The sequence below is a fragment of the Janthinobacterium sp. J1-1 genome (assembly GCF_030944405.1).
Lineage (GTDB): Bacteria > Pseudomonadota > Gammaproteobacteria > Burkholderiales > Burkholderiaceae_D > Janthinobacterium.
Genome location: NZ_CP132339.1, coordinates 4735289 through 4749666 on the forward strand (window position 1 = coordinate 4735289; position 14378 = coordinate 4749666).

Annotated in this window: 12 protein-coding genes; 2 read left to right on the top strand and 10 right to left on the bottom strand. The window is 60.2% G+C overall.

Annotated features, from left to right (window positions below):
- Positions 1-7 precede the first annotated feature (7 nt).
- Positions 8-1861: a phytase gene (locus Q8L25_RS21620; protein ID WP_308921352.1), complete on the top strand. Its 1854-nt coding sequence runs from the start codon at positions 8-10 to the stop codon at positions 1859-1861.
- A 33-nt stretch (positions 1862-1894) separates the two neighbouring features.
- Here Q8L25_RS21620 and Q8L25_RS21625 read toward each other — a convergent pair whose 3' ends face one another.
- The 3 genes from Q8L25_RS21625 to Q8L25_RS21635 form a co-directional block, all read right to left on the bottom strand.
- On the bottom strand, positions 1895-2686 hold the full coding sequence (locus Q8L25_RS21625) for a hypothetical protein (RefSeq protein WP_308921353.1): 792 nt from the start codon (positions 2684-2686) through the stop codon (positions 1895-1897).
- A 65-nt stretch (positions 2687-2751) separates the two neighbouring features.
- Positions 2752-3873, bottom strand: a complete 1122-nt coding sequence (locus tag Q8L25_RS21630) for a Gfo/Idh/MocA family oxidoreductase (RefSeq protein WP_308921354.1) — start codon at positions 3871-3873, stop codon at positions 2752-2754.
- Positions 3874-3901: 28 nt separating this feature from the next.
- Complete coding sequence (locus Q8L25_RS21635) at positions 3902-5092, bottom strand: phytanoyl-CoA dioxygenase family protein (protein ID WP_308921355.1); 1191 nt, start codon at positions 5090-5092, stop codon at positions 3902-3904.
- Between the two features lie 93 nt (positions 5093-5185).
- Between Q8L25_RS21635 and Q8L25_RS21640 the strand changes: the two genes are divergently transcribed.
- Positions 5186-6226, top strand: coding sequence for a LacI family DNA-binding transcriptional regulator (locus Q8L25_RS21640; protein WP_308921356.1), 1041 nt, complete (start codon positions 5186-5188; stop codon positions 6224-6226).
- A gap of 4 nt (positions 6227-6230) precedes the next feature.
- Here Q8L25_RS21640 and Q8L25_RS21645 read toward each other — a convergent pair whose 3' ends face one another.
- The 7 genes from Q8L25_RS21645 to Q8L25_RS21675 all read right to left on the bottom strand — a co-directional run bounded on the left by Q8L25_RS21645 (position 6231) and on the right by Q8L25_RS21675 (position 14364).
- Positions 6231-6617 (bottom strand): VOC family protein, encoded by a 387-nt coding sequence (locus Q8L25_RS21645; protein ID WP_308921357.1) that lies wholly within the window; start codon positions 6615-6617, stop codon positions 6231-6233.
- A gap of 29 nt (positions 6618-6646) precedes the next feature.
- Positions 6647-7657, bottom strand: a complete 1011-nt coding sequence (locus tag Q8L25_RS21650) for a DUF2399 domain-containing protein (RefSeq protein WP_308921358.1) — start codon at positions 7655-7657, stop codon at positions 6647-6649.
- Positions 7654-8834, bottom strand: a protein-coding gene (locus tag Q8L25_RS21655) for an IS3 family transposase (protein ID WP_308920653.1) whose coding sequence is annotated in 2 segments (ribosomal slippage) — positions 7654-8564 and positions 8564-8834 — 1182 coding nt in all. Because the reading frame shifts where the segments join, the coding sequence is not laid out codon by codon here. Before Q8L25_RS21655 ends, Q8L25_RS21650 begins: the two co-directional genes overlap by 4 nt.
- A gap of 10 nt (positions 8835-8844) precedes the next feature.
- Entirely contained in the window at positions 8845-9087 is a 243-nt protein-coding gene (locus Q8L25_RS21660) for a hypothetical protein (protein ID WP_308921359.1), read from the bottom strand.
- 11 nt (positions 9088-9098) lie between these two features.
- On the bottom strand, positions 9099-12557 hold the full coding sequence (locus Q8L25_RS21665) for an SbcC/MukB-like Walker B domain-containing protein (protein ID WP_308921360.1): 3459 nt from the start codon (positions 12555-12557) through the stop codon (positions 9099-9101).
- The gene (locus Q8L25_RS21670; RefSeq protein ID WP_308921361.1) at positions 12554-13321 is read right to left on the bottom strand and encodes a DUF4194 domain-containing protein; all 768 of its coding nucleotides are present in this window, start codon (positions 13319-13321) and stop codon (positions 12554-12556) included. Before Q8L25_RS21670 ends, Q8L25_RS21665 begins: the two co-directional genes overlap by 4 nt.
- Positions 13318-14364, bottom strand: coding sequence for a Wadjet anti-phage system protein JetA family protein (locus Q8L25_RS21675; RefSeq protein WP_308921362.1), 1047 nt, complete (start codon positions 14362-14364; stop codon positions 13318-13320). The genes Q8L25_RS21670 and Q8L25_RS21675 overlap by 4 nt, the downstream gene beginning before the upstream one ends.
- Positions 14365-14378: the final 14 nt, after the last annotated feature.

Consider the following 14378-nt stretch of genomic DNA (forward strand, 5'->3'; position numbering starts at 1 on the left):
GAAAACGATGAAACAATCCCTGCTCTGCGCCGCCCTGCTGGCCGCTTTTGCCGCCCCGGCCAGCGTGCTGGCCGCCAACTTGCCTGCCCTGCCCGCCTTTACGCAACAGGCCGAAGAACTGGCGCGCCTGCCCGGCGGCGGCTGGCTGGCGCTGGACAAGCATGGCCTGCACCTGTTCGACAAAAGCGGCCGCGAGCAGGACAATATCCCGGTGCGCGCCAAGCAGCTCGACACGCGCATCGCCGGTGACCAGGTGCTGGCCGTCTTCCTGGAAGCCGATACGCAGCGCCCCGTGCCCGTCACGGTGGACCTGCAAGCCGGTAAACTCACGCGGCTGGCACCGTTCCCGGACGCCACGTTTTCGGTGGAAGCGTCCTGTTTGTACCGCGACGCCCAGCGGCTCGATCATCTGTTCCTGATCGCCAAGGATGGCCAGGCCGAGCAATGGGTGATGCAGGGCGAACAGCGCCGCCTGGTGCGCAAGCTGGCCCTGCCGCCGCACGTCAAGCATTGCCGGGTTGACGATGGCGCCAAGCAATTGCTGGTCAGCGAGGGCAACCTGGGTGTGTGGGCCTATGACGCCGAGTCCGAAGGCATGGGCAAGCGCGAGGCGGTGGCCTTGCGCCGCCCTTACGGCCAGCTGGACGGCGGCGCCGGCGCCTTGGCCGTGCTGCCGGGCGGCGTGGCGGTGCTGGACGCCAAGGCCGCAAAACTGCATCTGCTGGCGCACAAGGATGGCCGCTGGACGGCCTTGCCGCCACAAGCCGTGGCCCTGAACGCGCGCAAGGGCGACAGCCAGCTGGCCCTGGACGAGGGCAAACTGCTGCTGCGCGGCAAAAATGGCTGGCAGTCGCGCGCCCTGGACTGGCAGGGCAAGGCCGAAAAAACGATGCCGGTGGCCATTATCGAACCGCAGGCGCAAACGGAGCCGATGGCGCGCCAGGGCGACGCAGCCGACGATCCGGCCATCTGGCTGTCCAGCAACCCGGCCGACGCACGCATCCTGGGCACGAATAAAAAGCAGGGCCTGCTGGTCTACGACCTGCAGGGCAAGCAGACGCAGTTGCTGGAAGTGGGCAGGCTGAACAATGTCGACGTGCGCCAGGGCATCAACCTGGGCGGCGCCAAGGTCGACCTGGCCGTCGCCACCCGCCGCGACGACAACACCATGATGTTGTTCAGCATTGCCGCCAATGGCGAGCTCAGCGTCGCCGGCAGCTTTGCCACCGGCCTGAACGATATCTACGGCATGTGCTTGTACCAGCCCAAGGCGGGCGGCGTGGAAGCATTTATCAACGACAAGGACGGCACTTTCCAGCAGTACCAGATAGGCATGAGTGACGGCAAATTCGGCGCCACCCTGCTGCGCAGCTTCAAGGTCGCCACCCAACCCGAAGGCTGCGTGGCCGACGATAACAGCGGCCGTTTGTTCCTCGGCGAAGAGCGGCGCGGCGTCTGGACCACCTCGGCCGATGCGGCCAGGCCGGACGCCCTCAGCATGGTATTGCCGGTCGGCGCCAACCTGGCGGCCGACGTGGAAGGCATGGCCATCTACCACGGCCGCAATGGCGCCCCCAGCTACCTGGTGGTCTCCAGCCAGGGCGACAGCAGCTACGTGGTGCTGGACGCCACCGCCCCGTACAAGGTGCGCGGCCGCTTCCGGGTCGGCTTCAACCTGCAGGCCGGCATCGATGGCACCTCCGAGACCGATGGCCTGGAAGTGACCTCAAGTAACCTGGGCGGCCCGTATGCGCAAGGCATGCTGGTGATCCAGGACGGCTACAAGCGCTTGCCGGACGGCCCGCAGAACTTCAAGTATGTGGCGTGGGCAGATGTGGCGAAAGCCTTGAAGCTGGATTAATGGCGACTGGGCGCGCCTCAGCGATGCATCGGATTAATGCCATGCATCGCTGACCAGCGCCTCCATCAGCGGAAAAGAGTGGCCGCATTCGGCACAGCGCGCGCTGCCAAACAGGAAAGGCAGGCGAAACGCGACGTCGTCGAGGCAGGGCAAGGCGGCCGTTTGCGCCTTCAGCCAGGCAAAGGCGGCGAGCTGGGCTGAACTGTCGACCGGCCCGGCAATCACCAGCGCCGTTTTCGCCGATGGCGTGAAGACAGGGTCTGCGGTGGCGGCCGACAAGCCTTCCGGCACCGGCCAGACATACAGGTCGATGCCGCAGCCGGGACAAGCCAGGCAGAACTCCTCGTCGGCAAAACCGCTCAAGACCCGCGCCGCGCCGGCAAATCCGGCAAATGCGGCGGCGGCTTTGAGCAGGTAGATACCGTTCAGCCTGTCCTGAACCTGTTGCAGGTCGGCTGTCGCCATCGCTAGCGCGACCGGCACCGCCGCACGAAATGCGGCGGCACAAGGGGATGCCCGCAATTGCTCGTCCAGGCTGGCGCTTTCACAAATCGAGCCGGCCAGCGACAACAGGCCTGCGCGCAGGTCCGGCGCTGCCACTGCCGCCGCCACCGAAACCAGGTGCGGGAATGCGGCGACCGAGGCCGGGTAAATCGAGCCCTGGTGACAGATATGGCCATATAAATCGTCCAGGGCCTCGGCGTCTCCGTGTCGCAGTTCTTGCAGCAGCGCCGGGATTTTTTCAGCGCTGCCGTAAGCATCGGCCACGCTGGCCCATGCCGCAGAGTGCAGGTCGAGTGGCGTTGTTTCAGTCGGTTTTTCCATGGCGTCAACTTAAACCATGGGTGCCGGCTTGTCCAGCGCCGCTCTTGACGTCGCCGAGACCCATATTATCCCAGCGACACCCACCCCCGCTCGCGCATCGAGCGCAGCGCGGCCTCGACCACCCTGTCGACCTCGTAGCCATCGCGAAACGTCGGCCACACGGCCTGGCCGCTGGCGATCGCCTGCAAGAAGTCGCGCGCTTCGATCACGATCTGGTCGTTATAGCCGGTGCCGTGGCCCGCGCCCTGGCTGAACGCCAGGTAGTCCGGGTGCGCTGGGCCAGTCAAGATGCGCTGGAAACCCTGGCGCTGGGCCGGGCGGCCGGCGTCGTACAGCCACAGTTCGTTCTGGTTTTCCTGGTCGAAGGCGATCGCGCCCTTGGTGCCCGTGATGCGGTAGGTATAGCCCATCTTGCGCCCGGCAGCCACCCGGCTGAAGGTCAGCGCGCCCAGGGCGCCGCTGGCAAAGCGCAGTATCAGATTGCCCTGGTCGTCGTTTTCCACCGCTTCGCGGCCCTGCGGCCCCTCGCGATGGGCATGCACCACGTTCATGTCGGCCACCAGCCTGTCGACCGGGCCGGCCAGGCGCAGCACCAGGTTGATCAGGTGCGAGCCGACGTCGGCCAGGGCGCCGGCCCGGGTGGCGGTGGCCGCGCGCGTGCGCCACGATGCCTGCGCGCGCGGATCGTGCAGATAGTCCTCCACATGTTCGGCCTGCACATGGATGATCTCGCCGATTTCGCCCGCTTCGATGATCTGCCGCGCCAGCTGGCTGGCCGGCGTGCGGATATAGTTGAAGCCCACCATATTGGCCACGCCGGCGGCTTCCGCCGCCTCGGCCAGCGACAGCGATTCGGCGGCGGAAAAGCCCAGCGGCTTTTCGCAGAACACGGGTTTGCCCAGCGCCAGCGCGGCCAGCACGATGTCTTTGTGGGTGTGCGGCGGCGTGGCGATGATGATGGCGTCGACATTCGGGTCATTGACCAGCGCGCGCCAGTCGCCGGTGGCGCGGTTCCAGCCCAGTTCCCGGGCGCAGCGCGCGGCACCCTCGTCACTGCTGGTGCAGATAAGTTCACAAACAGGCATCAATTCGGTATTGAAAATGCTGCGCACGGATTTATAGGCGATGGTGTGGGCCTTGCCCATGTAGCCGGCGCCGATCAGGCCGATACGGATGGTGTTGGTCATGGTGTCTCTCATTGTTGTTGGTAAAGGCTCAGGCTTGCTGGCGCCATTGTTTGTCGGCCAGCGCCGCGTCCAGGCGCGCTGGCGGCCACTGTTCCTCCAGCGCCTGCAGCAGGATTTGCTGCTGGGTGGCAGGCGCCATGCCGCCGATCGGCGGGTCGCGGTCGAGGTTGCAGGGAAAGGCATAGCCTTCGGCACAGGCCGCCACCGCGTGCGCCGCTTCATCGCGCGGCTGGCCTTGCGCGCGCAGCGCCAGCAGGGCCGGATACAGGGCCTGGCTCATGGCCTGGCGATCCAGCGTTTCCATGGCGCGGCCGAACGGCGACGACACTTGCAGCAGATTGGCCATGCGCCGGATGCTGGTCGAGCGGTTGTGGCCGGCCGCATGGAACAGCGCCGGATTGAAGAACACGGCGTCGCCCGTCTCCAGGGGCAGTTGCACCTTGTGCTGCTCGAAATAATCGCGGAAGGCCGGCTGGTGATACGCCAGGTAGCCGGCCGGGTACAGCTGCGAGTAAGGCAAATACAGCGTCGGGCCGGACTCCAGCGGCATGTCGCAATGGGCCACCGCGCCCTGCAGGGTCAAGGCGGCCGACATGTGATGCACATGGGCCGGGAAGCTGGCGCTGCTGGCCTCGCTTTGAAAGCCCAGGTGGTAGTCGCGGTGCGCCGACTGCGCCGCGCCACCCGGGTTGACCACATTGACCTGCGCCGTCATCTGGTAGCCCGGTCCCAGCCAGGCCTGGCTGACCCAGACCAGCACGGGATTGCCGTAATAGCGGCCGAACGCGGCCGGGTCGCGCAGGCACAGCTTTTGCTGGGCATTCCAGATGCGGTCATTGGCGCCGGGTTTCGCAAAATGGTCGCCACTGGCGCTACCGCTGGCATGCTGCTCGGCAATCAGCGCGCGAAATACATTGCTCACCTGCTCCAGCGTGGCCAGGTCCGCCACGGCGCGCTGAAGCACGATCACGCCGGGACCGCCGAGCAGCGCCCTGCCCCATTCGGCCTGCAGGGCTTGCAGGGTTGCCGGGTCTTTGCCCAGGCGGCGCACGCTATCGCAGTCGTAGACCGGCACCCTGGACTGCACGCTTGCTGCGTGCGGGTAATCGGCGGCATCGGTCTGCCGGCTGGCGAGGCGGTGGAATGCGTCCAGGTCGCAGTCCTGCCTGGACAACCAGTAGGGCTGCGGCGGCGCGCTGGCGGCGCTGTATTCGTGCATGAAGGTCTCCTGTGTTTTTTTTGAATGTAAAATCAGTATAAGCAAGGAAACCTGCATTTTTGATCCGAAAACCCCTCAAGAAACCGTCAACTCATGGCCCACCCCTTCCCCCTGAAAGTTGTCGCGCTGCAGGCCGGCGTCAGCATTGCCACTGTCGAGCGCGTCGTCCGGGGCGGCGCTGGCGTGCATCCTTCCACCGTGCGCCGGGTGCTGCAGGCGCAGGAGGAACTGGCCAGGCAGAGCGTGCAGGTGGGCTTGTCCGGCAAGAAATTCATGATCGATGTGCTGATGGTGGCGCCGCAGCGTTTCACCGACTCGGTGCGCCAGGCGCTGGAGGCGGAACTGCCGTCGCTGCACCCGGCCGTGCTGCGCTCGCGCTTTCACCTGCATGAAACGCTGGAGGTGGAACGCATCGTCGAGCTGTTGGAACGCATCCGCAAGAACGGCAGCCACGGCGTGCTGCTCAAGGCCCCCGACCTGCCGCAGGTGGCCGATGCTGTCGGCAGGCTGGCCGCCGCAGGCATCCCGGTGGTGACCCTGGTGACCGACCTGCCCGGTTCACGGCGCTGCACCTATGTCGGCATCGACAACCGCGCCGCCGGCGAAACGGCCGCCTACCTGATCGGCCAGTGGATGGGCGGCGCAAAACAACAGCAGGTGCTGGTGACGCTCAGCAGCAACCGCTACCACGGCGAGGAAGAGCGCGAGCTCGGTTTCCGGCGCGCGCTGCGCGAACGCCATCGGAACCTGTCCATCGTGGAAGTGAGCGAAGGCCATGGCATCGACGGCGCCACGGGGCCACAGGTAGCCCAGGCGCTGCGGGACCACCCCGGCATTGCCGGCGTGTATTCGATAGGCGGCGGCAATGCGGCCATCGTCGAATCGTTCGCGCAGGCGGGCCGGCGCTGCAAGGTCTTTATCGGCCACGACCTCGACGCGGACAACCTGGCGCTGCTGCGCGCCGGCGCCATCCAGGCCGTGCTGCACCATGACCTGGACCAAGACATGCGCCGCGCCTGCCAGGATATCCTGCGCGCGCAAGGCGCGCTGCCCCCCTTGCGGCAGGCCCAATCGCTGTCGGCGATCCAGATCGTCACGCCATGGAATTTGCCGGCGCTGGCGGCGCGGCCGTAGACGCTTATTGCCCCGGCGGCGGCTGCCATAGCTCGACCTTGTTGCCCTCGGGGTCAAGCACCCAGCCGAACTTGCCATATTCCGACGCCTCGCCCGCCTCCAGCACATGGCAGCCCTCGGCCCGCAAGGCGTCCAGCAGCGCATCGAGATCGTCGACCCGGTAATTGATCATGAACGGCGAGGCGCCGGGCGCATACGGCTCGCCCTGCGCCGGCGCGATATTCCAGATGGTCGTGCCGGCGCAAGGCTGGCCATCCTCGCCCGCCCAGCTGAAAGCGGCCCCGCCCCAGGCCTGCACGTCGATGCCGAGATGGGTCTGATACCAGGCGCGCAGGGTGGCCGGGTCTTTCGCCTGGAAAAAGATACCGCCGATGCCGGTGACACGTTTCATGTGAGCTCCATAAAGAATTATCAAAACTTTTAAGCCAGCCCCTCCTGTTCAACAGTCATCTTAGCAATTTCGACTGCCGCACTAATTTCAGGCCAGCCTGCACTGAGTGCGTAGCGACTCATTCGGGCCACCGTACCTTCTGAAGCAGGTCGCCGTAGATCTTCCTGTATATCGTCGGGATGCATTCGCCAAGGCTGCAGAATTTTTCCGGCATGGTTGCTATCTTGAGCTATCAGGGTTGCAATTCTATACCCGCCTTCATCGATATCCCCCCAGTGACGGACTGGCACTGAGTCAGGAATCGATGCGATAAGCCGGCGGTACATGGCTCGCCATGCAGGACTCGGCGTGCCACCTGTATAGATCAACAGGCACCTTTCGTTGCATTGTCGGCGCGCTTCGCTGTGAAACGTTGTCAAATTCTCGATCGTTGTGACATGCTCAGGAACATCGACGATACCCAGAAGAGACGTAGCTGCAAACGCGGCGTAAGGAGTATCAAGAGTCGCTGTTAGGCGTTCGCGCTTGATCGTTACGTTCCCTGCAAGCCGAATAGGCTGCTCTTCGCGAAACAGCCCGATTTCCTTCCAAACTTCGTCACCGGGACGCGGCAAGGCATCAAGGTCATTGTAGAGCAGCACATCCACCGCCGGCGCCAGCTTTTCAAGGCGTTTGGTATCCTTGAATATACGATAACTCGCTTCGCGAATGGGAAGGGCTATGGCGTCGGCCTCTCGCAAGCCGCGCGCGAAAACAATCACTCGAATTGCATCGAGCCATGCTTGGGCGCTCTCTGGACCAAGTCTGCGTACAGTGCGAAGCAAAGCCCAGCGCTCGCACAGCTGAACCAACACAGGAAATGAATCAAATTGAGAGGAAAGCAACGCTACCGCCTCTGCCTGGATATCTCCGCGCGAGCGCTCACCTAAAAAATCAGCAAGCGATGTCAGGGTAGCGAGATTGACGCGCTCGATAAAGTCGTCCGGAGCGCTTTCGTTGACACTACCTTGGTCCCAGACAAGCCGCACTGTGGTGGTCAAGTAATTTCGGACACAACGATAGGTTCACGTGTTGCCATTTTCCGTTCGTAGACGGTGGGTGGCAGATTGCCCAATGCTGAATTGAGACGCTTGCAGTTGTAGAAACCGACGATGTAGTCGGTAATATCGGCTTTTGCTTCGGCATGGTTGGCATATTGGCGCTGCCACACACGCTCCATTTTCAGATTCAGGAAGAAGCGTTCTGCGACGGCGTTATCCCAACAATTCCCCTTACGGCTCATACTGCAAACGAAGCCGTGCCGCTCAAGCATCTCCTGGTACAGCGCGCTGGCATATTGACTGCCGCGATCCGAATGGACGATCAATCCCGGGGCTGGCCGCCGCTGTCCGATCGCCATGCTCAAGGCATCGCAGACCAGTTGGGCGGGCATGCTCGGCGCCATGGCCCAGCCGACCACTTTGCGTGCATACAGATCGAGAACCGTGGCCAGGTACAGCCATCCTGCGCCAGTCCGAATGTAAGTGATGTCACTGACGTAAGCGAGATTCGGTGCGGCCGGATTGAACTGCCGGTTCAACACATTGGCGGCCACCGGCAAGCCGTGCTTGCTGTCCGTTGTGTGTACGAATTTACGCTTCCAGACCGGCTTCAAGGCCGCCTGGCGCATCAGCCGGCGTACTTTGTAACGCCCGATGCGCACACCCGCGTTGGCCATGGCCGTGACCAGTCGCCGGCTTCCGTAGCTCTGATGGCTGGCCATGAATGCCGCTTTCAGATGGATGCTCGCTTTGCAGGATGCAGGCTTGGCGGTACGGTGCTGTGCCGTGTAAAAACCCGACCTGCTGACGGCCAGCAAATCACAGCTCTTCTGCACAGGCAAGGCCTCCTTTTGCAGCTGACGAATGACCGTGTAAATCATTTCATTTCGCGGGCAAAGAAGGCCGATGCCTTTTTTAAGATGGTGACGTCCTGGCGCAGTTGCTGATTTTCCTGCTCCAGTTGCCGGATCCTTTGTTGCTCGGCGGTGAGCGGTTTTCCGATGCCTGGCTGGCCGTTCTGTTCAGCACTGTATTGCGTCAACCAGCGCCGGATCGCCGTCTGGCCGATGCTCATGGTCTCGCTGACGTTTTGGACGCTCTGACCCTGTTCCTTGATCATGCGCACTACTTCCAGCTTCAAGCTGGCATCGAATACTCTTCGTTTTCTTGTTGTCATGTCTAACTCCTCAGGTGGTGTATTTTCCACCTATCGAGGTGTCCGAGCAAATTAGACCACAGCACACCGCGCCCTGCGCCCTGGCGGCGCGCATTATCGACTCAAATTCGTCCTTATCCTTTAATGATACGGTGTTGCGGTAGTCCGCAAGGTCCAGCGCCTTCAGCGCCGGCGGTCGCGAACGAACGCCGGCGGCGCACCGCTCACCTTCTGCCAAGAGTTTATGTAAAAGTTTTTGAGCAAGAGTTCTCATGATGTTTAGCCTTACGCTGTCGGACCACTCGGTGGAGCCGTCTTTGGCTCTACGTTACTGCCATGGGGGCCGAGAGACGGCTGAAAATTACGCAGCTCTTCATCAATCAACTCGGGATGAAACTCTGGCAAATCACTGCGGAACAGTTCGCGCGCTTCCTCACTTACATCATGACCCTCAAGATAAATAACGTTGGTTTTAGCGTCTCGCATGATGTCATAGTAACGGTGCAGAAACGCTGTCAAAATACCAAGGTTTTCACCGGGGCTGACCATTAACACCTGCAGGCCGATATCTTCAAGATAGCGCATGGTGGCCGTAATGTTGGTCATATCCATCTTGTTAAACGCTTCGTCCAGCAAGATAAGGCCGACCCCATCCTGGTGGGTGTCGTCCAGCCGATAAGCAGAAGCCAATGCGGCGCCAGCGATCACGTAGAGCGGCGCGCGGTGCTCACCTCCTGAGCCAGGCCCGAGGCGCTTGCTGAGCATGCCGACACGCTTTGTGGCGCCTGTGACGGCATCTTCACGCTGGATCTCAATATCGAACTCGAAAAACTCACGGTAGTCATCCAGGGGACTGCGCGCGCCAGCTGCGCCCGTAGCGATCTTATCGTCGAGCAGATCACGGAACTGCTCAGGCAGCTCCCCGGCGGATCCAAACATGCTACCGCTAACGCCAAAAGCGGCCACATCTTTAATAAACTTCAGAAGGTGGGCGAGCTTAGGCCGCGGGTTGGCGACAAATTGATAGCGTTCTCCGTTTGTAAAAACTGGGCAATTTTTCAATGCGCTATTCAGCCGATTAATTGTGCGGTCCAGCCACTCAAAATTCGCATCCAGAAGGACTGCTACGTCCGTTTTGAAGGTCTCCTGGGAGGTTTGATAGGCATGATCCATTTCTTGCTTGTAATCGACAAGTTCGATATCGCGCAGCCGAGCGATAAAATTGCCAAGCCACATGCGCGACTGTTGCCAATCCCCCAGCACTTCGCGGCTGACATGTTCCCTGTACTTACTGATGAACTGCCCAAAATTCGTCGCGCCACGTGATCGTGCCGTCTCCAGCCTGTTGCGTGCCAAGCGCGCCTGGTCGGCACAATGGGTGCGCATCAAAGCGTACTGTGAACCGAATTGGCCAAGGCATTGGTCCCAATCTTTAGACGCAGCATCGACATCGAACTCCCCATCTTGGCGCGCCTCCTCAGCGCGTGCATTTGCAAACCGGGAGTTTTCCGCAGCCAGACCTTCTGCCTGTATTGCCATCCCCGCTGCCGAATTTGCGTTGGACTCTTCCTGATAAAGGCCGTTCATGGCACCTTGCAGTCCAATTTCCTTCTCAATAGCAGCATTCAATTCCAGGTTCAGCCGCACGTACTCAGCGTCTGCCGTAGCGGCCAGTCTCGTGGCGAGGGAAGACTTCTCTTCAAGCGCGTCCTTGACCTGTTTTACTGCCGCGATGGCGCGATCAATGTTTTCTGCAGAATTGAACGCTATCAACTCATTCGTCAGCTGGCGAACGGCTGTTTCGCGCTTTTCGAGAACCTCGATTTGAGCCTTCAATCTCATAATCTGCTGCGCCAGCTCGTCGCGCTGTTCTATTGCAACCCTTCCAATACGGCACCGGCCGGGCTCGACTGGCTGAACGCGGTCGATATCGCCGCCATTGACATACATACCGTCGTTCATCAATGTACGTGGTCCGAGCAACGCTTCTGCGTTTGTATGTGCTCTCATCAGGTCGCCGAATTTGGCGCGGACGTACGCGACGGCTGCAGGCGAGTCGCCCTCAATCAATTCGGCAACAGATCCCGCCTTGGGCCGCCAGTTGATATTCTGGCGCGACTCCATGCCCATCTTGACACCGTACAGAGGGACCGAACGATAGCAAGAAAAGCTCTCTTCTTCTTCCCCCGGCGGTACCAATAGCGCCTCACGATGAGGGCCAAGATAGCCCTCGATCACGCCCTGCCAAGCTGGATCGGTAACACGCACGAGATCACATACTGGGACTGGGCTCAGCTTTTCCCGCTGCATAGCAAGCAACAGCCTTTTAACGTTGTCAGTCAGTGGCGGACGTCCCTCCTTGATACGTTTCAGATCGTCTTCAGCCTCACTTAGCTGTTCACGCAGCGTTCCGATTTCGTGACCAATCGCGCCAGGCAGCCTGAAGAGCTTAGTGACGGCTGCAGCGATCAGCTTGTTCATCGGCCTAAATGCGGCGCGCAGTGCATCGGCCGACATGCTGGCAGCAGTCTTTCCACTCTCGGGCAACCCGGCTGCACAGGCTTGCAGGTCAGTCGCCTCATTTTGTAGGTGCTCGCTGGCGCCAGCGGCGGCGAGATGCATGCGAGCAAGGTCGAGAAACCCGCTGAGCTCCTTCTCGCCGCTTACAGCCCGGGCATTTGCTTTCTCGATAGCAAGCTGCAGTGTCCCGCTATCTTGATGAGCTGCGTGGCCGTCTCGCAGTGCGCGCAAGCGCATAATATCCGCGCGCTTCTCGTCAAGGCTGGTTTGTCCATGCTGGAGCGCGCTCTTTGCATCGTTGTACCTCGCCTCGGCCCGTTCGCGCGATGTCGTCGATAAGTCGTGCTTTTCCAATTCGGCTTCGCGCACGCACGATAGGGCCAAAGCGTCCCAGGTAACTGCCCGGCTCGATTCGGTCGCTGCGCGGGTAAAGTCCTTCAGGATCGCATCGCCATCATTGATCTTGGTTTCTACGTGCGCCACCATCTCGGCAAGTTTCTTGAACGAATCTGTAACATCCTTGAACTTTTTGATGTTCGTAGGTTTGCGCTCCAGCACATCGTCTCGCACAATGTTGTCCACGGTCTTGTCGAACTTCATACGCAAACCGAATCGAAAGGCGCGCGTAAACGCTTCAGTCACCGGCGCGCCGCCGCTCCCACGCAAAGCGAGCAGATGAGCGCGGATAAAGCGTTCGCTATCTGTGAACAGGATCGTTTCAGCATCCTGCCCAGAGCGGTGCAGGAGCTGCTGCCGGAAGCTCTTCCAGTCTCGAGGTTGCTCGTCGCCATCAATCGTTTCAAGATGGTCGCCCATCGACAGTTCGATCCCATGCAATACATACCGCCCGAGCACTTCATGACCATCTTTTTCAATGGAGGCGTAAATGCACACTCCAACAGTGATTGGCAGGTTCGTCTGGGAATCTCTGAACAGCAGCGTAATATAGGTAGTGGCTTGGTCGCGGACGCGGTCTTCAGGGTTTGGACCGTATTGCCCAAGGCAATACGAACGAATGTTTCGTGTTGTGCTGTTGTCGTCAGCCTGAGCATTCAATGCGAGTAAATTGGAGTTCCCGCCGAAGAGCGCGATCTGGGAAGCGTCAAGCATGGAGCTCTTGCCACTACCATTCGGTCCGAACACACCGGTGATTTTCTTGATGGAGAACTCCTGTTGTTCATACAGGAAAAACTGAACTACTTTGATACTCTCCAAATATTTCAATTTGTGTCCCCTTCAAGGTGGTGATGGTCTTCGTCCAATTCCGGTTTGTCGTCATTTATTTCCAGATCAACTGGCCAGTTCTCCGCGACGATCATCTCTTGCTGCGGCTCTGCATCATCATGATTTTTGTCGTCCTCGCCATCGTCATCATCCAGGTTGCCCGGGAGTGCCCATCCGGCGAGTCGTGATAGCGCTGCTTCCCCTAAAACAACGGTGATCGCATGTCGGATCATAATTGCGTAGTCCTGGCCGTGAAGATCCACATCGAGGACCTCCTCGTCGGCACCGCCTACGATGCGAGCAATGCCCCAGCGTCTCGCAGTACGGAGGAGATCCCTCAATTCCGATTTCCCAGGAAGCGTCCGGCCGGTCATCATGCGATACTTTTCGCCTAGTTCCACGAGATCACAAACCACCTCGCCATCGTCGTTTGTATCAGCATTTCGCGCCGCTTCGTCATAGATATTGCGCAGCACCAGCGCGAACAGGGTCTGGTTGGTGCTGGCGGTACCGGATTTTCCATGTAGTGGCACTGCATAAGCGTACCGGAGCTCGCGGTTAACTTGGACGCCCACACCCAAGGGGCGCAATGCAATCCTGATATCGCGCTCATAACCCTCGATAAGGTGGTACGCGTTACGGCTGTGCCTGTCCGAGTGGTACAACACCTGTTCGTTGACCAGACGGTAACTCGCTAATTCAAACTCGGCGGGCATGTACAGGCCCTGCGAGCGCGCTGCCAAGGTATCCCAATGATTACTCATGATTTGCCTTTTGCTTTGTTCTTGCGTGCCACCCTGAACGTGCGCCCGCTGACCAAGTGATGTGATTCTTCCCCAATGGATTGCGGCATAACGTTAAAACCAGGGACCATTGATCTGACATCCCGTTGTAGCGTGGGGCTTTCGGTACCCATCGCAACCGATATGGTTAAGAGCGACTGATATGCTCTGCCCTCTACCACCTTCTCAATTTCCAGATCGGAGCTTTCGATCTGGGTCTGGCCGCCCAACTGCTGCAGCAAAAATGCAGTCAATTTCGGCGAGTTCATCGCACGCGCATCGCGGGCCCGTTGCATCACATGGGCACGCGCAATGTCCCCGGGGGCAGGAAGCACCTTCCTGAGCTTCGACGGCGCCAGGCGCTTCGTGAATTTGCGTGGCAGTGCCAGGTTCATTCCATTGATCATCCCGCCAGCGGCAAACGGGTCACACATGAGTAGCTGGGTGCCGCCATTAATACTTTCGATCGCAACATTGATCATTTGACCGATAGGGCGAACGGTGCGAACCGAGTAGTCCAGGTAAGCTAGGGCACGACGATTCGCGCGACGGATTTCGTCATCCAGCCGGTCAAGGTATTCGTCAATGCGCGTTAGCTCGCGCAAGCGATGCAGGTCACGTTCGTACTGGCGTTCAGCGCGCGCCATGTCACCGGGGAACTGCTTGTCTTCATACCATTCGATCAGCCGCATTCGCTCGATTGGTGATTCATCGATCCCATCGACGATGCGCAGGATTTGCTGACGTTTGGACAATGGATGCTCTCGCGTACGCAACTCCCTATAATCACCAATGAACACTCGCTCGATATAGTCGCTGAAGAACTTGGACAGGTACCTCGCCGGAGTCGCTTCTTTACTCAGCGACTCCATCAAATCGCGGATGATCGTACTGGTATTGCGGATGTGCTCAAGCAGATTGCGAGCCTGCTGCGCCGCCTCGATCAGCGTGTCCCCACTAGCTTCCTCATTCTCGACCATCGTAATCAAGCCAAAGATCTGAGGTACCCTGACTTTTTCGGACACTCTAGTTTGGTAAA

Excerpts from the sequence above, each read along its gene's own strand:
- Q8L25_RS21620 (WP_308921352.1), top strand. The coding sequence starts at position 8 with ATGAAACAATCCCTGCTCTGCGCCGCCCTGCTGGCCGCTTTTGCCGCC.
- Q8L25_RS21625 (WP_308921353.1), bottom strand. The coding sequence starts at position 2,686 with ATGGAAAAACCGACTGAAACAACGCCACTCGACCTGCACTCTGCGGCA.
- Q8L25_RS21630 (WP_308921354.1), bottom strand. The coding sequence starts at position 3,873 with ATGACCAACACCATCCGTATCGGCCTGATCGGCGCCGGCTACATGGGC.
- Q8L25_RS21635 (WP_308921355.1), bottom strand. The coding sequence starts at position 5,092 with ATGCACGAATACAGCGCCGCCAGCGCGCCGCCGCAGCCCTACTGGTTG.
- Q8L25_RS21640 (WP_308921356.1), top strand. The coding sequence starts at position 5,186 with ATGGCCCACCCCTTCCCCCTGAAAGTTGTCGCGCTGCAGGCCGGCGTC.
- Q8L25_RS21645 (WP_308921357.1), bottom strand. The coding sequence starts at position 6,617 with ATGAAACGTGTCACCGGCATCGGCGGTATCTTTTTCCAGGCGAAAGAC.
- Q8L25_RS21660 (WP_308921359.1), bottom strand. The coding sequence starts at position 9,087 with ATGAGAACTCTTGCTCAAAAACTTTTACATAAACTCTTGGCAGAAGGT.
- Q8L25_RS21670 (WP_308921361.1), bottom strand. The coding sequence starts at position 13,321 with ATGAGTAATCATTGGGATACCTTGGCAGCGCGCTCGCAGGGCCTGTAC.